Raw genomic sequence first — 17,645 nt, 5'->3', positions numbered from 1 at the left:
TTTTCAGACAGAGCCTAAGGCGTACCTAGCGCGCCGGTCACCCTCAGCGCCTCGCCCACGCCGGCCAGGGCCTGTTCGTGCTGGCTGCGCGAAAGCGGCCCCCGGGCACAGGCAACGACCACCCAGGGGCCCTGCTCGGCCGAGTCTAAAGAGCCCCGCGAGGCCAGCCCGGCATCGCAACTACGCCGGTGCTGGGTGCCGGTTTTATGGGCGAACGTGATAGCCTCCCCCATGCCCCGTTTCAAGCGCGCCTCGCCGGACCGGGTACGCGTCATCAGGGCGATCAGCGCCTGGCGCTGGTCGGAAGCCAGATCGCTCACGCCCCCCTGGTGGAGCGCGGCGAGCAGGTCGCCGTAGGCTTTGAGCGTACCGGTGTTTTCACCGGTTTGCTCGTAGGCATCGAACGCGCGGTCGTAATCGGGCTCGCGTAAATCGCTACTGGCAACGCCTAAAAGGCGCGCAAGCGCCGCCGGGCGCTGACCGATACCGTTTTGGCGAAGCGCTATGAAATCGCTGCCGCCCAGCGCTTTCGCTTGTGGATGCAGCGCGCCATACACCCCCTGGCGCACGCCCACCAGCCGGGTGATCGGCCCCAGCTCATTGGGGTCACCGCCACTAGCCGCCACCATTTGCCTGGCGCGCGCATTGACCGCCTCGAGCCCGACCCGGTTGATCAGCATGTCCGAGGCGGTGTTATCGCTAACGGTGATCATCTGCTCCAGCAGATACGTAATCGAGATCGACGTGCCGGGGTCGTGCCAGTTCACCGGCCCGGCGCCATCCACGTAGTCGCTCTGGTTGAGCGTGATGCGCTCGTCGAGCGCCAGCTCACCGGCCTGGCGCTTTGCGAAGACCTCGGCGGCCACCGGCACCTTGATCAGCGAGGCCAGATACCAGGGGATGTCGGCTTGCCAGGAGAAGGCTTCGCCGCTTTGCAGGTCTTGAACGTAAACGCCGAGCGCTCCGCCAAAGGCGTCCTCGATAGCGGCCAGGCGAGTGCTCAGGCTCCCCTGCCAATAGCTCTGCTTGTCGGTCTCGTAGTACCAATCCGCCTGTACCGGCAGCGCTATACAAAGCGCCGCGACAATCAGCGTGCATTTAAACCATCGCAAATCGTCACCTCGATCGTTTGTCATGTGGCTATCGGTGCGCCGCTATCCAGCGTGTTACCCAAATCCACAGCGCGGCCCCGAGAATCAAAAGCCCACCGACGCCCAGCGCCTGCGGGTAGGTATAGATGCCGTTAAGCTCCAGCAGAAAACGAAGCACTAAAAAAATCAGCACGATATGGAAAATGAACGCCTTGAGCGCGTCGCTTCCGACAATGGTCAGCGGCAAAAGTGCCTTGGCCGCCGCCGCGCCGCCGGCCAACGCAAGCCCTAGAACAACCAGCGCCCCACCCACGCTGAACAGCATGAAGGCAAGCTGTGGCGGGTGCTTACCGGCATTGTTCGCCACCGCCACCATGGCCGCATAGGGGCCATCACCCAGGGCCGCCAGGCCATAAAAGGCGCCGATCATCGCACCACCCAGCGCGATCAATATTGCGACCAGGCGAAGGCGCGGGGCGCGCTCGAAAACGCAGCGAAGCATGGCCTCGCCTATCAAAAGCCCGGCAAGAATCAGCGGCGCGCGGCTTAGCTGCCCCCAGGTGTAATACGCTTCGTGATCGACCAGCAGCGCTTTCAAAAGGGGGTTGCCGTCAAAATCGAACCCCTGCAACCAGGCCGAGAGTGCGGTGAGCACCGCGATAGCCGCCAGGCGCGACCATAGCGGCGCCCGGGCCCAGAACGGAAGTATCAGCGGTACCCACAAAAGCGCGATGGCGTAGAAGCCGAGGATTTCGACCCAGATGGCAAAGTTGTCATAGAGCAGCGTATTGACGATATCCGCTGGCGCGTTGAACGGGAGCATTTCGACGATGGTAAGCGCCTTGTACCAAAACCACACTTCAAGGGCGCGCAGCCACAGTTTCAAACGCCGCCGGGGCCAATCGTCGCTTTGGGTACGCGGTAAAAATGCCACCGCCAGCGCCATGCCGAACACCAGGATAAAAAGCGAGGAGGAGAACTTGGTGAGAAGGTGTACAGGTACCATGCCCCACTCGGGCACGTTGGGAATCCCCACCAGGCCGCTGACGGTATGGCTTATGATCATCAAACCAATGGCTATCCCCCGGGCCAGGTCGATTGCCTCGATCCGCCCTTGTGCCCTGGGGAGAACAGGTACTTCTTTTAAGCTCGATTTTAAGCTCAGCACGTGGCGTACATCCCTGTAAACGGCGTCGATTCGATGTCGATCACCCAAGCTATAGTGAGAGGGCCTCAACCTTAGCTTATCGCCCGTAACAGGGGTAGCGGACGTTTAAACGCAAAAATGCCCCGCATTCGGCGGGGCATTTCGTGGCTCATCCTTGAACCAGGGAAGCGGTTAGTCCTTTAGCAAGCAGGGTTTACCAATTGCTGTCAGAGTCGGCATCCGTGTCAGTATCGGTATCCCAATCTTCTTGCTCCTCCTCCTCTTCTTCGTAAGTGAATTCTTGCTCTTCCTCTTCGTACTCGGTAGTCGCACCCTGCTCCTGATCGGTGTCGTAGGAGTTGTACGTGCCCTGCTCATCCTGCATGGTGTCTTCCTGCGGTACCGGCTCTTGCGGCGCCGTGTCTTCTTCCATGCCAGCAAAGGCTAGCGGGCTGGCCATTAGGCCGAAAGATACACCAAGGATGCCTAGTTTCTTGAGAGATTCCTTCTTCATGATCGTGCCTCCTGATTGGCTTTACTTTCCAGCTTTTCGACACGGGTATCAATAAAAGCGTTACCCGGTAAAAAATCGTACGTTGAGTTTAAACAAGAGCACCGTGCCATCCTGACGCTGCGCTCTTGGCCAAACCATTGCAGCGGGCGTACCAGATTTTCAATAAAAAATGGAAAATAATTTAAAATCAAAAACTTAAAAATACAAAAGCGTGTGCCAACCCGTACTCAAACCTGCATTTAATACGTATTTTAATGTTTAAGGTTGGCACATGGGCCGCGTTGGTCATGTCAATTGCAGTTAATGCGCCCAGGGGATCCTCGCAAGGCATTGGCTATCTTTTAGTGCGAATGACGGGGTACTTCGGCGCCGCGACAGCCCACCAGAAAGTCGAAGTCGCACCCCTGGTCGGCTTGCAGCACCCGTTCGATATAGAGCTGGCGGTAGCCGCCCTGGCTTGCAATCATCGTGGAGGCCGCCGTGGCATCGTCAGCGCTCAGGCGCTCGGCCAGTTCTTCATCGCTGATATCCAGGTGCAGTCGCCCGCTTTGGCAGTCGAGCTCGATCCAGTCGCCGTTGTGTACTGCGGCAAGCGGCCCGCCCGCCGCGGCCTCCGGCGCTACGTGCAGCACCACCGTGCCGTAGGCGGTGCCGCTCATGCGTGCATCCGAAATGCGCACCATATCGGTCACACCCTGGGCAAGAATCTTGGGCGGAAGCCCCATGTTGCCCACCTCCGCCATGCCGTGATACCCCCGCGGGCCGCAGTGCTTCATGACCAGAATATCGTCGGCGTTGACGTCCAGGTTCGGGTCGTTGATGCGCGCTTTGTAGTCGTCGAAATCTTCGAATACCACCGCCCGGCCGCGGTGGCGCATTAGCGCAGGCGTCGCCGCCGAGGGTTTGAGCACCGCGCCGTTGGGCGCCAGGTTGCCGCGCAGTATGCAGATCCCGCCGTCCGCGGTGAGCGGATTATCCAGCGGCCGGATCACCTCGTCGTTATAGAGCGGCGCGTCCTGGACGTTCTCCCAAAGCGTTTTCCCGTTCACCGTCAGCGCGTCCTTGAACGGCAGCCGGTCCGCCTCGCCCAAACGTTTGAGCACCGCAGGCAGCCCCCCGGCGTAGTAGAACTCCTCCATCAAAAAGCGCCCTGAAGGCTGCAGGTCGACCAGCGTAGGCGTGCCCCGGCCGACGCGGCTCCAGTCATCCAGCGTTAAATCGACGCCGATACGCCCGGCAATCGCCTGAAGGTGAATCACCGCGTTGGTGGAGCCGCCGATCGCGGCGTTGGTGCGAATAGCGTTATCGAAAGCTTGTTGGGTGAGGATTTTGGACAGTTTGAGATCCTCGTGGACCATCTCGACGATACGATTACCGGAGAGATGCGCCAGTACGTAGCGCCGCGAATCCACTGCGGGAATGGCGGCGTTGTGGGGCAGCGACACGCCTAATGATTCCGCCATGCACGCCATGGTCGAGGCGGTGCCCATGGTGTTGCAGGTGCCCGCCGAGCGCGACATACCCGCCTCGGCGGCCATGAAGTCGTGAAGCGAGATTTCGCCGGCCTTGACCTGTTCGGAGAGCTGCCAGACCACGGTGCCGGAACCAATATCCTTGCCTTTATGCTTGCCGTTGAGCATCGGCCCACCGGTCACCACGATGGCGGGGATATCACAGCTCGCCGCGCCCATCAGCAGTGCCGGGGTCGTCTTGTCACACCCCACCAGCAGCACCACCGCATCGATGGGGTTGCCGCGAATCGCCTCCTCGACATCCATACTCGCCAGGTTGCGGGTGAACATGGCGGTGGGCCGCAGGTTGGATTCACCGCTGGAGAACACTGGGAACTCGACCGGATAGCCTCCCGCTTCCAGTACGCCCTTTTTGACGTGCTCGGCGAGCTTGCGAAAGTGGGCGTTGCAAGGCGTCAGCTCCGACCAGGTATTGCAGATACCAATGATCGGTTTGCCTTGAAACTCGTGGTCGGGAATGCCCTGGTTTTTCATCCAACTGCGGTACATGAAGCCGTTCTTATCAGCGGTGCCGAACCACTGGGCGGAGCGTAGAGGCGTTTTTTGAGCGGACATGGAAGTCTCTCCGTATCGATGCCGGTGACAAAATTGGGTGACTAAAAAGAGAGTGGGTAAGCGTTAAGCGCGCTGTCGGCGGGTCTGCTTCCAGCGGTCGAACATCACCGCCAGCAGAAGGATCGCCCCGCGCACCAGGTACTGGTAGAAGGTCGGCACGTTCAAAAGCCCCATGGCGTTTTGCACACAGCCCATGATCAACACCCCGACCACCACGCCGGTAATCGTGGCTACCCCGCCGGAAAGCGCGACCCCGCCCAGCACACACGCGGAGATGACGGCAAGCTCCAGCCCCATGGAGGTGTTGGGGTCGCCCAAGCCCATGCGCGAGGCGAGCAGCACCCCCACGACCCCGGCGACCACGCCCTGAAGGCCGAACACGATGATTTTCAAACGCCGCACGTTCACCCCGGCAAGCGACGCCGCTTCCGAGTTCCCCCCGGTGGCGAGCACGTTGCGGCCAAACGCCGTCATATTGAGCACCACGCCAAAAATCACGAAGCAGGCAAGCATGGTCCAGACCGGCAGTGTCAGGCCCAGAAACGCGGCGCTCCCCAGGTCGAAAAAGCCCGGTACGGTAATCATCACCGCATCGCCGCCGGAGGTGATGTAGGCAAGCCCGCGCACGAACTCCATGGCGGCCAGCGTGGCGATGAGCGAGTTGATACCGAACCGGGCGATCACCAGTCCGTTAAAGACCCCGACCGCGCCGCCGGCCAGGATACCGCCAAGCACACCGGTCAATACGCTGCCGGTGCTCGAGGTCACCACCGCCGCGACGACCCCGGCAAACGCCACCGTGGAGGCCACCGAAAGATCGACTTCCCCCAGCGCCAGTACCAGCATCATGGTGGTGGCGAGACTCCCGATCAGCGTGATCGACAAGAGCAGCCCCACCATGTTGCGCCCGGTGAGAAAGTCGGGAATGAAGACCGCCAATGCCACGAACAGCAGCAGAAAAATAGCGATGAGGCCCGAGGTATCGAGCAGTGTGCGCAGCGGCTTGATCAGCCCCTGGCGCCCGGCAGGCCGTTCCGGCGCTGCGCTATCCTGAGTCAATTTATTGGTTGTCATTGTGTTAATCCTAAAAGAAAGCCTGAGCCAAGAGACGGGTTACGCCGGTAGCGCCAGCCCCAGCAGGCGTTCGGGGGTAGCAGCGTCCCGCGGGACCACCTCCACCAGTTCGCCATCCCGCATTACGGCAATGCGGTCACAGATCGAGCTCACCTCGGCAAGGTCGCTCGAGATCACCAGCACGCTCTTGCCCTGCTCGGCCAAATCGTAAAGCAGGCTGTAAATATCGCGCCGAGCGCCCACGTCGATGCCCCGGGTGGGTTCGTCCATCACGAACAGATCGATCTCTTCAGAGAGCCAGCGGGCAAGAATCACCTTCTGCTGGTTGCCGCCGGAGAGCTTGCCGATCGGCGCCCGCGGGCCCGGCGTCTTGATGCTCAGCTTCCGGATGTAGTCTTCGGCATTACGCCGCTCGCGCCCGGGGTGGCGAAACACACCCCAGCGCTTGAAAAAGCGCCGGCAGCTGATGTTCAGGTTGTCGGCGACGCTTGCCACGGGAAAAATGCCCTGGGACTTGCGGTCTTCCGGGCACATGGCGATCCCGGCACGAATCGCCTCGCCGGGGCTTTTGAAGCGCCGCGTGGTGCCCTTGAAGGTGACGCTGCCCGCTTTGGGCGTCTCGACCCCGCACACCAGGCGCAAAAGTTCACTGCGCCCGGCCCCCACCAGGCCGAATAGCCCGAATACTTCCCCCTTCTTCACCGAGAAGCTCACCGGGCCTTTGATCCCCCGGCCTTCGATGCCGTCCACGCTGAGCACCGTCTCGCCGGCTTCACGAAAGCGGTAGCCGTAAACATCGTTGATATCGCGGCCGACCATTTCACTGACCAGCAGGTCGTGGGTGAGCGTACTCATGTCCTCGTGGGTACGAATGTGCTTCCCGTCGCGAAATATCGTGACCGCATCGCACATCTCGAACACTTCCTCCATGCGGTGGGTCACGTAGAGCACTACCCGACCTTCATCGCGCAGGCGCTGGACGATACGCTTGAGCTGGCGCGTCTCCTGTACCGAGAGGCTGCTGGTCGGCTCATCGAAGGCGATGACCCGCGCATCGCGCAGTAGCGCGCGGCCGATCTCGATCATCTGTTGCTGGCCGATCGATAGATCGCGTACTTTCGTGGAGGGATGAATCGCGCCCTCGCCCAGGTCTTTCAGAATCGCCAGCGCCCGCTCTTTCAACCGACGGCGGTCCACGAACCCACTGCGAGTGGGTAGCTGCCCCAGCAACAGGTTTTCCGCCACTGACATGTTCGGCGAGAGGGTGAGCTCTTGATAGATGATTGCGATGCCTTCGCGCAGCGCCTCCCGGGCATTGCCGAAGACGTGACGCTGCCCATCGATCCAAAGCGCGCCTTCGGCGGCCCGGTTCACGCCGCTAAGCACCTTTAGCAGCGTGGATTTGCCGGCGCCGTTTTCGCCCATCAGCGCATGCACCTGACCGGTGTGGGCCGAGAAGCTCACATCGTCCAGCGCGCGCACACCAGGAAATACCACGCTAATGCCGTCGAAACGAAGATACGGTTCAGACATAACCACCCCCTCCCTCAACAGAGCGCATTAAAGTCCCAGTTCCTCACGCACTTCTTCCCAGTTATCCCGGGTCATCAGGGTGCCGGTGGTTTCCGTATTGGCCTCGGGCTCGCGGTCTTCGCTAATCCAGTGGTACAGATCCTCTGTGGTTTGGCGGCCGTGCATGGTCGAGCTAACGGCCACCGTGCCGTGAAAGCCGGTGGGGTTGTTGCGCGAGAACTCGGCAAAGGCAGCGCCGGAGCCGTTGATACCCACGCCGATCACGTCTTCCGGCGCCAGCCCATACTGCTCGGTCGCGCGCACGCCACCCAGCACGCTCTCCTCGTTGAGCGCGTAGATCACCCAGTGCTCGTAACCGCCGCGCTGAGAAAGTACCGGCGAGGCGGCAGAAAAGGCGCCGTTGGTATCGGTGCTTTGCTGGGGCGCGTCGAAAATGTTCTCTTCGGGGAAGCCGGCCTCGAGCAGCGCCTGGGTGGCGCCATCGGTGCGCTCCACCGCCGTGGGCAGTTCGTTATTGGTGATGCGCAGCGCGGCCACCTCTTCGCTGTCCCAGCCCCGCGCCTGCATCTCCGCGGCAATCGCCTCGCCCACCTGGCGGCCAATTTTGGTGCCCGACATGCCTAGATGAGGCACGTCCGCCATGGGCTCGCCGCTGGAATTCACGAACTGGTCGTCCACGGTGATGACCTTCATACCGTACTGGTTGGCGCGGTTCATGATGGCCGACCCTAGGCGCACATCCGGCGGGCAGATCACAAAGCCCTGAGCCCCCTGGGCGTAAAGATTATCGATGGCGCTCAGTACTTGCTGGCCATCCTCACCGCCGAGGCGCACGACTTCGAAACCGAGCTCTTCGCCCACCTCGGTCGCCGCGCGCTGCTCGTTGATGAACCACGCCTGCTCCGGCTTTTTCACGATAAAGCCGATTTTTACATCCTCGTCACTTTGTGCCTGAACGCTCAATGGCGCCATCATGATGGCGCTGCATAGTGCCAGGCGTGCAAAAGAGGTGGCTAGTCGCATGGTGAAGCTCCTTTTATCATCATTGTTTTGTTGGCTGTTTCAATCGCAGCGGGTTGTTTGTCGCCGGACGGGCAAGGCTGGCTTGCCCGCGAGTATCACTGGGTGTCACTGCCCTGCCGGGTAGAGAAACGCATCACGGTGCGCGAGTGGTAACGCTCACCGGGTTCTAAAGTAGTACTGGGAAAGTCGGCCTGGTTGGGCGAGTCGGGAAAGTGCTGGGTTTCCAACGCCAGACCCGAGCGCTGCTGATACGCCTGGCCGTTTTTACCGGTGAGCTCGCCGCCCAGAAAATTACCCGAGTAAAACTGAATGCCCGGCTCGGTGGTTTCGATTTCAAGCAGACGGCCGCTTTCGGGCTCCCATACCCGCGCCGCCAGCACCAGCTCGCTTGCCTGGCTTTCATCGCGATCGAGCACGAAGTTGTGATCGTACCCCTGGCCAAAACCGAGCTGCTCGTCGTCCTGCTCGATACGCTCGCCAATGACCGTTGGCTCGGTAAAATCGAACGGCGTGCCCGCCACGTCGCGAAGCTCCCCGGTTGGGATCAGCGACTCACTAACCGGGGTGAAGGCATCGGCGTTGAGCATTAGTTGGTGATCGAGGATGGTATCGCGGCCCTCGCCTTTGAGGTTGAAGTAGCTGTGCTGGGTCAAATTGACCGGGGTGGCCTTGTCGGTCTCGGCCTGGTAGTCGATGATCAATTCATCCTGGTCGGTGAGCGTATACGTCACCTCGACGCTCAGCTCGCCGGGGTAGCCCTCTTCCCCCTCCGCGCTGGTGTAGCGCAGCACCAGGCCCTGACCACTTTCGTTCTCGAACGGCTCGGCTTGCCAGAGTACCCGGTCAAAGCCCTGTTCGCCGCCGTGTAGGTGGTTGTCGCCGTCGTTGGTCGAAAGCGTGTAGGTCTCGCCATTCAGCTCAAATTGGCCGCTGGCAATACGGTTACCATAACGCCCGATCAGCGCACCAAAGTAAGGATTGACCTGCTGGTAGGCGTCCGAGAGATAGCCATCGATCGAGTCGAAGCCCAGCACGACATCGTCGAAATCGCCGGCACTGTCTGGCACTTTAAGCGACACGATGGTGCCACCGTAGGTAATGACCTTGAGTTCGACACCGTTGGCATTGGTGAGCAGGTAACTCGCCACCTCACGACCATCGGGCAGTTGGCCGAACGTGGCTTTTTCGATGCTTTCAGCGGCATGTGTCGGGCGCTGTTGCTCCATGGTAGACGTCTCGTTCTGCGCATGGGCGGTGCTCATCACCAGCAGCGCGCTACCCACTCCGATGAATAGCGCAGGGACAAAACGGCCCGGCGTGGCGTGCGTTAGAGGCATGACACTTCCCCTCTTTGTGATTGTTATTATCAAGGCGACTTGGATGCCGCCTGGTCATCGCTAACCCTAGACAATTCGGGCATAACCAACCAATACAAAGATAAGCTAAAATCCATATACATTTAGTTATCGACAACGACAAAAGGCTTATTCCATGGGTGTTCTGGAGGATGACTGGTTTCTCGACGCTCGACTAAAGTTGCGCCATTTTCAGCTATTTTTAGCGCTCGAGGAGCAGCGCAACCTGCACCGCGCGGCGCGCCAGCTCCATATCAGCCAACCCGCCGCCTCCAAATTACTCAGCGATGTGGAGTCCAATCTGGGGGTCCGCCTGTTCGATCGCCACTCCCGCGGCTTGACGCCCAACTGGTATGGGGAGGTGATGGTTCGTCAGGCGCACAGCATACTGTCGACGCTTCGCCACACCGGCGAAGAGCTGAACGCTTTACAACGTGGCCATCTGGGAACCGTCGCGGTCGGTACCGTCATGGCGCCCGCGGTGACGCTGCTGACCAGCGCCATCGAAAAGGTCCATCGCGATCGACCGGCGCTAAAAATCAGCGTTGAAGTGGATGTCAGTAAAGCGCTTGTCCCCCGCCTACTGGAAGGCGAGCTCGACTTCGCGATTACGCGAATCCCTGCCGGCCATGACATCGAGCATTTCGTGTTCGAGGAGATCGGTGAGGAAAAACTCTGCTTCGTCTGCCGAGAGGGCCATCCTTTGGCAAGTACCGAGACGCTGACGTTAGCCGATATGGCCCGCTTCCCCTGGTCATTGCAGCCTCCGGGTGCCCTGATGCGCCAGCGTGTCGACAGTTTGTTCCTGCATCATCGGATAGAGCCACCGCGCCAAGTCGTCGACACCGCCGACTTGCTGGTATCGCTGGCGCTGGTCTCGAAATCGGACACGATCACCGTGACCACTCAGGAGACGGCGGACCTGCTCTGTGCACCGCAGCGCTTTTGTCGACTCCCCTTCAGCGAGACCCTTAGCGTGCCCCCCTACGGCCTTGTCAGTTTGCGCCATCAACGTCTCTCGCCGGGGGCCGCGGTGCTAATGAGCACGCTGCGCGAACTGATCGAATAACGCATCCGTTACACGAGGCTCGTCGTCTTAAAGTTTGGCGGCGCTCACCCGCCAGCGCGTTACAGCGTATTAAAAGATTAATGTTATTTTTTGCAAAGTCAGGGGGTGTTTTTCCAGCCAGGGCCTAAGCTTTTCTTAATGCTGCTTCAGCATTCGCCGTTTCACTAAAGGTCACTTACCTGTTAGTAAAGGAGCGCTTAATGAAATTTCCCCTCTACTGTGTGATGAAGCATGGCTGGCTAAAGCCCGTATTCATCACCCTCACGATGGTCACGAGTACCGCAGCCTTTTCGGATGTCCCGCCTCTGAGCGTAGAAGGCAATCAAATCCTGAGCGGCGGAGAAGCCAAAAGCTTTGCCGGTAACAGCTTTTTCTGGAGCAACACGGGCTGGGACCAGGAAAAAATGTATAACGCGCAGGTGGTGCAGTGGTTAAAAGAGGATTGGAACACCACGATCGTTAGAGCGGCCATGGGCGCCGATGAAGGAGGCTCTTACCAGCAGGATCCTGAAGCCAATGTCGAACGGGTGGAAACGATCGTCGACGCGGCTATCGACAATGACATGTATGTCATCATCGATTTTCACACCCATCACGGTGAGGATAAAAAAGAGGATGCCATTCGCTTTTTCCAACAAATGGCGCAGCAATATGGCGATTACAACAACGTCATCTACGAAATCTATAACGAGCCGTTACAGGTGAGCTGGAGCGATGTCGTCAAGCCTTACGCGGAAGATGTGATCGCGGCTATCCGTGACATCGACCCTGACAATTTAATCGTGGTGGGCACCCCCACCTGGTCGCAAGACGTCGATGCCGCCTCTGCCGACCCGATCGAGGGCGACAATATCGCCTATACCCTGCATTTCTACGCAGGCACCCACGGTCAATCCCTACGCGATAAGGCCGAAACCGCCTTGAATAACGGTGTCGCCTTGATGGTGACCGAGTGGGGCGCCGTCAACGCCGATGGCGGCGGGGCCGTGGCCGAGGAAAGTACTCGCGAATGGATGGACTTTCTCGCCGATAACACTATCACGCACCTCAACTGGGCGGTGAGCGACAAGGATGAAGGTGCCTCTATCATCAGGCCAGGCGCCAGTCCTACAGGTCAGTGGGACGCATCCGAGCTGACCGATTCCGGCACCCTGGTCAAAGAGATCATCAGCAACTGGGGCACCGAGATCGGCTCAGTGGAGTGATAAGAGCATCCCTTTGAAAGCGGCCTCTACCGCTATATCGAGCGGCATCGACCCAACCAATGAGCCCGGCAAACGCCGGGCTTTTTAATTCACGCCTGTATGAAAGCCGGTCGACGAAGTCCCTACTCGATGAACGCGTCGACGCTTTCGCGGTGGCCATAAAGAAAAGCATCGGCGACCTGGCGAAGCGGTGCTACGTCGACATCGCTTTCATGACGACCGACCAGCTCGACGAAGTGCTCATAAAGCCCGGCGTACTCGCGCTCCTCGGCATCGACGATGACTTCACCGTTAATCGTCAAACGACAGCCCCCTTGGGTCAGGCTTAGCGACCCTTCGTCGGTTTCCACGTGGATATCCCAGGTTTGCGACCCGGTCTGGCGGAAAAGATAAACGAGGAAGACGTATGCTGTATACCGCAAAGAGCCCAGTTATAAGTAGAACGACTCATAGGCTTGTCAGCATGGCCATTATCCACGCAGAGAATTAGAACTCACAAACCTGATATACGCACGGTAACTAAACCAAAGGCAGCAGACCTATTCAGCCTACTGCCAAATCTTCGTAGCAAAAGGTTTGTATCTTTCACTGCACATTCAATCCGCTTATGCAGAATCTCGAAAGGATTTTGATTGGTAGTATCGGTAAGCCTTTATCAAAATCGGCGAACACCACAAAAGAATAACAGCAATACCTAAAGCAGCGCTTATGGGTCTTGCAAAAAAGCTCGTTAGGTCCCCTCCGGTGCGAAGCATGGCACTCATGAAGTTATTTTCTACAACGGACCCCAGCACCAAACCAAGAATAGCTGGCGCCATGGGAAAGTCGTTGACGGCTAGCACATAGGCCACCAGCCCTACGATCAGCATAAGCCACACATCGACTATACTATTGTTGATGGCAAAGGCGCCAACGATACAAAAGCAGAGTATTACAGGCATAAGTATCCGGCTGGGTGTGAGGATAAACAGCTTCGAAAGGCGGATGGCAAAATAGCCAATCGGCAGCATCATCAAATTAGCCAAGATAAAGACGATGAAAAGCGCATAGATCAACCCACTTCCATCCATGAAGATGGTAGGGCCAGGATTCATGCCTTTCATATAGAGCACGCCAATAACGATAGCGGTAATAGAATCCCCAGGAATACCGAAGACCAGAGCAGGCACCCAAGCACCACTAATACCCGAGTTGTTGGCAGAGCTTGCGTCGACAATACCCTCTATATTGCCAGTGCCGTACTTATCCTTTTCCTTCGATCTGCCTTTTCCGACGCCATAAGATATCCAGGCAGCGATATCGGCACCCGCTCCGGGCAAGGCACCAATCAACGTACCAATTGAGCTGCCGCGTAGCATATTGCGCCAATAGCGTCTTATATGGCGAGGTACGTTCTTGAAAATACTATCGTTATCGACAATGCTGATCACTTTTTTCTCTGATTTGGAGCTGTAATAACTCATCAACTCATTCAGAGCAAACATGCCAATCATGACCGGTATGAAGTTAATGCCCGCCATAAGATCAGGCACCCCGAAGGTAAAGCGAGGCGCACCACTCATCATGTCAAGACCTACGGTTGACAGCAGCACACCGAAAAGCAGCGACAGAAAGGCTTTCGTTCTTGATCCAACGGAAATAAAAATCGAGCAGCTCAAGCCCAGAATGGCTAGCCAAAAATACTCGAACGCACTGAACTGAAGTGCTACTTCAGCGAGGGATTGGGCCACCACGATCAGTACTAGCGTACCGAAAATACCGCCAAAGACAGAACATACCAGATTGATACCCAAGGCTTCTCTGGCACGTCCTTTCTTGGCAAGCTCATGGGATTCTCCCACATAGGCAGCCGATGCCGGTGTACCGGGTATATTAAGGTACGTACCTGGAATATCGCCTGCGAATATCGCCATAGCGCACGTTGTCACAATCGCCGCGATAGCAGGAATAGTATCCATGTAGAAGGTTAAAGGCACCAGTAACGCAACAGCCATCGTCGCGGTAAGGCCGGGCACTGCACCTACAAAAATTCCAAACAGCGATGCCAATAATATAACCAGTATGGTTTCAAAGTTTAAAACCAGACTGACCCCGTTCATCAAAATATCCATGGCAAACGACCCTCCAACAAGATCCCCTGCGGTAAAGGAATCAGCAGGTAGCGTGAAAAAATAAAATAGATTGCCAAGGCCACAAGGAAAGACGCTGCCAATGCCACCCAAACGGATGTTTTTCTCCATATCATCAGGAAGAACATGATGATCGTCATCGTTAGCGTTGCGCCGATATAGTCACTAGCGAAAATATAAAAAACAATGGCTACTGGCGGTAATACCATTGCCAAACGCTCTCGCCTGGATTTCGGTTCCGCGGGCTCTGAATTCAGAGGAGTATTTTCATGAGTGACATCCTGGGCAATCGATCTTTTCCTATTCCATAGCGCTTGAGCCGTCAGTACAGCGCCACCCAAGCAAAATCCCCCTCCAACAATGGAGGGGAAAAGCGAGGGACCGTACTGCAGAGAGGGTAGAGTAGGAAACTGCTGGGCCGTGATGATTGTCACGATTCCCGCTACGACAAACCCGATTCCAGTATATAAATCCCGCATCGATATTCCTTAATTTGCCAAGCCAACTTGTTCGACAATTTCCCCCAGAACGCCATCCATCTCTTCCATCAGCTGTGCAAACTCTTCTGCATTGCGCCACTCGGTTCCAAACCCGCGCTGAGACATAAAGTTCTGGTACGTATCGCTTTCATAAGCGGCTTCCAACGCTGATTCGAGCGTGGCAACGACGTCTGGATCCATCCCTGCAGGTCCCACGATGCCCCGCCAGGCACCTACCTGGTAGCCGCTGTCGACAAGCTCACTGGTAGTAGGAATATCGGGAAATTCTGCAAGCCGCTCTGGAGACATGACAGCGAAGCTCGATACCCGCCCCGCGTCCATCATCGAGCGCGCCTCGGGTATCGAGGTTGATACAATATCGATCCCTCCCGCGGCCAATTCCGTCATCGCGGGGGCCGAGCCTTCACTGGGAATCCAGATCACCTGGTCGGCCGGGATATCCTGATCCATTAAAAACCCCGTGAAAGCCAAGTGCCAGATTCCGCCCTGCCCTGTTCCTGACGCCGTAAAGCTCCCTTTGGGCTCGCTACGAATGGCATCGAGTAATACTTCCAGACTTTCATACTCGGAGTCTTCAGCCACTTGAATACCGGGGGGGTCGTAGTTGATTTGTCCAATAGGAGTGAAGTCTTCGTAGGTAAGCTCGGTTAGACCTTGCCAGTGCATCGTATTGACTTCGACGGTAGCTAACCCAATCGTATAGCCGTCGGGGGCTGCATTCAGCATCGCCGTATGGCCGACTACGCCGCTTCCACCGGTACGATTAACCACGTTGACGTTCTGTCCCAATTCCTCCTCAAGCGCACGCGCGATGGTCCGCGCCGTTGCGTCGGTCCCCCCACCCGCCGCCCAGGGCACAATCAGGGTAAGCGGGCGCTCGGGATAGTCAGCATAAGCGGCGCCTGCAGAGACCATGACTCCCACTGCCAGCAGCGATGAACAGAACGTTTTAAAACCGGAATTGATCGTTGTCATTATTAACTCCTTCACTGTTTTAAAGCTTATTGGATTGCTCAATACGTTCTTGAGGGCTTTTCAGGCGGCTGTTCCTTGTATAAGCCAATCGTCTCCAAAGCTCCCTGACGAAACAGACTGATATCGACACCTACGGCAATGAATTGACAACCCAGTGCCTGATAGCGCCGGGCATCGTCTTCTCGAGGTGCGAGAATCCCGACAGGTTTGCCCGATGCCTTCACCGTTTGAACCACTTTTTCAATGGCGCGCTGAACATCGGGATGGCCGGGGTTTCCCGGATACCCCATACCCACCGAAAGGTCTGCCGGACCGATAAAAATTGCATCCACGCCTTCGGTTGCCGCAATAGCCTCTACCTGCTCAACGCCTTGTGGTGATTCGATTTGAACAATAAGGCAAAGTGACTCATGCGCCTTTTCGAGATAGTCGTCCACACCATCCCAGCGAGTTGCACGCACCACACCGCCACCTACTCCACGTACGCCGTACGGGGGGTAGCGTGTCGCACGTACCAACGCCGCGGCTTGTTCACCGCTTTCTACCATTGGCACCATCAGTGTTTGTGCGCCAATATCGAGCAGTTGTTTAATAAGCGCTGGATCATGATTAACGCTACGTACCACCGGGGCCGTCGAATAAGGGGCCACCGCTTGTAACTGAGCCAGGATTGAGGGCAGTGTATTGGGGGCGTGCTCGCCATCGATCAGCAACCAGTCAAATCCCGTACTGGCCAGTATTTCGGTGGCATATCCTGTCGCAAAACCGGCCCAGCATCCCCATATCGGTTGTTTTGTGGCTAGCGCATTTTTGAATGTGTTCGCAGGCACTTGCACGTTTGTCTCCTTCAGCAGGAATGGGACGATATTCTCGGCTGCCCCGATGTATGTTTATTGCCTGAGTGCCAATGCCCCTCCTTCCGAGGGGAGGGACAATCTCATTAATGGGCCAGGCCCACTTGCTCTACGATGTCACCGAAGACGCCATCCATTTCCTGCATGAGCTGTCCGAATTCCTCGGCATCACGCCACTCGGTACCAAACCCTTGTTGGTCCATGAAGTTTTGATAGGTATCGCTGTTAAAAGCGGCTTCGAGCGCAGCCTCAAGCGTTGCAACGATTTCAGGATCCATACCGTTGGGACCTGCAATACCGCGCCACTCGCCCACCTGGTAGTCAGTGCCGATTAGCTCATTAGTCGTTGGAATATCGGGAAAGCTGGGGATACGCTCCGGCGACATCACACCAAAGCTTTTCACACGTCCGGCCTCCATCATGGATCGCGCTTCCGGCACGGAGCTTGGCACGATATCGATACCTCCCGAGACCAGCTCGGTCATGGCAGGAGCCGCACCTTCACTGGGAATCCAGGTCACCTGGTCTGCCGCAATTCCCTGATCCAACAAGAAACCGGCAAACGCCAGATGCCAAACGCCGCCCTGGCCGGTGCCTGAAGCCGTGAAAGTGCCCTTGGGCTCGGTTCTGATCGCTACAAGAAGCTCTTCGAGACTGTCATAGGGCGAGTCAGCGGCGACCTGGATACCCGGGAAGTCGTAATTGATTTGTGCAATGGGCGTGAAGTCTTCGTAAGTAAGTCCCGTCAATCCTTGCCAATGCATCATGTTGACTTCACCAGTGGCCAGACCAATGGTATAGCCGTCGGGTCTTGCATTGATCATGGTGGTATGACCAACCACGCCGCTGCCCCCGGTACGGTTGACCACGTTGACGTTCTGACCCAGTTCTTCCTCGAGCGCCCGAGCGATGGTACGCGCCGTGGCATCCGTACCGCCACCGGCGGCCCAGGGCACGATCAGCGTAAGTGGACGCTCAGGATAATCCGCCAGGGCAGCACCCGAGGCCGCTATCAGCGTGGCGGCAAGACTTGAGACAACAACGGCTTTAAGAGATAGGGTTGTAATTGTCATGTTCATGTTCCTTCCG

At 57.6% G+C, this 17,645-nt stretch carries 16 protein-coding genes; 2 read left to right on the top strand and 14 right to left on the bottom strand.

What is annotated here, in order from left to right; genetic code table 11:
- Positions 1-14: 14 nt before the first annotated feature.
- The 8 genes from ACWHXT_RS02540 to ACWHXT_RS02505 all read right to left on the bottom strand — a co-directional run bounded on the left by ACWHXT_RS02540 (position 15) and on the right by ACWHXT_RS02505 (position 9,806).
- Entirely contained in the window at positions 15-1,112 is a 1,098-nt protein-coding gene (locus tag ACWHXT_RS02540) for a serine hydrolase (RefSeq protein WP_447957128.1), read from the bottom strand.
- A 28-nt stretch (positions 1,113-1,140) separates the two neighbouring features.
- Positions 1,141-2,259: an acyltransferase family protein gene (locus ACWHXT_RS02535; protein WP_447957127.1), complete on the bottom strand. Its 1,119-nt coding sequence runs from the start codon at positions 2,257-2,259 to the stop codon at positions 1,141-1,143.
- A gap of 193 nt (positions 2,260-2,452) precedes the next feature.
- Positions 2,453-2,752 (bottom strand): hypothetical protein, encoded by a 300-nt coding sequence (locus ACWHXT_RS02530; RefSeq protein ID WP_447957126.1) that lies wholly within the window; start codon positions 2,750-2,752, stop codon positions 2,453-2,455.
- 341 nt (positions 2,753-3,093) lie between these two features.
- The gene (locus tag ACWHXT_RS02525; protein WP_447957125.1) at positions 3,094-4,839 is read right to left on the bottom strand and encodes an IlvD/Edd family dehydratase; all 1,746 of its coding nucleotides are present in this window, start codon (positions 4,837-4,839) and stop codon (positions 3,094-3,096) included.
- 63 nt (positions 4,840-4,902) lie between these two features.
- Complete coding sequence (araH, locus tag ACWHXT_RS02520; protein ID WP_447957124.1) at positions 4,903-5,913, bottom strand: L-arabinose ABC transporter permease AraH; 1,011 nt, start codon at positions 5,911-5,913, stop codon at positions 4,903-4,905.
- Positions 5,914-5,952: 39 nt separating this feature from the next.
- A complete protein-coding gene (gene araG, locus ACWHXT_RS02515) occupies positions 5,953-7,446 on the bottom strand; it encodes an L-arabinose ABC transporter ATP-binding protein AraG (RefSeq protein WP_447927928.1) in 1,494 nt (497 codons plus the stop codon).
- 27 nt (positions 7,447-7,473) lie between these two features.
- Positions 7,474-8,469: an arabinose ABC transporter substrate-binding protein gene (locus ACWHXT_RS02510; RefSeq protein ID WP_447895091.1), complete on the bottom strand. Its 996-nt coding sequence runs from the start codon at positions 8,467-8,469 to the stop codon at positions 7,474-7,476.
- A 95-nt stretch (positions 8,470-8,564) separates the two neighbouring features.
- Complete coding sequence (locus ACWHXT_RS02505; protein WP_447957123.1) at positions 8,565-9,806, bottom strand: aldose epimerase family protein; 1,242 nt, start codon at positions 9,804-9,806, stop codon at positions 8,565-8,567.
- A 154-nt stretch (positions 9,807-9,960) separates the two neighbouring features.
- Between ACWHXT_RS02505 and ACWHXT_RS02500 the strand changes: the two genes are divergently transcribed.
- On the top strand, positions 9,961-10,893 hold the full coding sequence (locus ACWHXT_RS02500) for a LysR substrate-binding domain-containing protein (protein ID WP_447957122.1): 933 nt from the start codon (positions 9,961-9,963) through the stop codon (positions 10,891-10,893).
- Positions 10,894-11,093: 200 nt separating this feature from the next.
- Positions 11,094-12,098: a glycoside hydrolase family 5 protein gene (locus tag ACWHXT_RS02495; protein WP_447957121.1), complete on the top strand. Its 1,005-nt coding sequence runs from the start codon at positions 11,094-11,096 to the stop codon at positions 12,096-12,098.
- 122 nt (positions 12,099-12,220) lie between these two features.
- On the opposite strand, the gene ACWHXT_RS02490 is transcribed toward ACWHXT_RS02495, so the two are convergent.
- The 6 genes from ACWHXT_RS02490 to ACWHXT_RS02465 all read right to left on the bottom strand — a co-directional run bounded on the left by ACWHXT_RS02490 (position 12,221) and on the right by ACWHXT_RS02465 (position 17,629).
- Positions 12,221-12,448: a hypothetical protein gene (locus ACWHXT_RS02490; protein WP_447957120.1), complete on the bottom strand. Its 228-nt coding sequence runs from the start codon at positions 12,446-12,448 to the stop codon at positions 12,221-12,223.
- A 255-nt stretch (positions 12,449-12,703) separates the two neighbouring features.
- A complete protein-coding gene (locus tag ACWHXT_RS02485; RefSeq protein ID WP_447957119.1) occupies positions 12,704-14,209 on the bottom strand; it encodes a tripartite tricarboxylate transporter permease in 1,506 nt (501 codons plus the stop codon).
- The gene (locus ACWHXT_RS02480) at positions 14,197-14,706 is read right to left on the bottom strand and encodes a tripartite tricarboxylate transporter TctB family protein (RefSeq protein WP_447957118.1); all 510 of its coding nucleotides are present in this window, start codon (positions 14,704-14,706) and stop codon (positions 14,197-14,199) included. The genes ACWHXT_RS02485 and ACWHXT_RS02480 overlap by 13 nt, the downstream gene beginning before the upstream one ends.
- 9 nt (positions 14,707-14,715) lie before the next feature.
- A complete protein-coding gene (locus tag ACWHXT_RS02475) occupies positions 14,716-15,702 on the bottom strand; it encodes a tripartite tricarboxylate transporter substrate binding protein (RefSeq protein WP_447957117.1) in 987 nt (328 codons plus the stop codon).
- A 38-nt stretch (positions 15,703-15,740) separates the two neighbouring features.
- On the bottom strand, positions 15,741-16,538 hold the full coding sequence (locus ACWHXT_RS02470) for an HpcH/HpaI aldolase family protein (protein ID WP_447957116.1): 798 nt from the start codon (positions 16,536-16,538) through the stop codon (positions 15,741-15,743).
- 104 nt (positions 16,539-16,642) lie between these two features.
- Positions 16,643-17,629 carry a tripartite tricarboxylate transporter substrate binding protein gene (locus ACWHXT_RS02465; RefSeq protein ID WP_447957115.1) on the bottom strand — a complete coding sequence of 329 codons (987 nt, stop codon included), beginning with the start codon at positions 17,627-17,629 and terminating at the stop codon, positions 16,643-16,645.
- Positions 17,630-17,645 lie beyond the last annotated feature (16 nt).

This window comes from Vreelandella halophytica (assembly GCF_968193635.1).
This window is presented reverse-complemented; position numbering and strand designations above follow the sequence as displayed.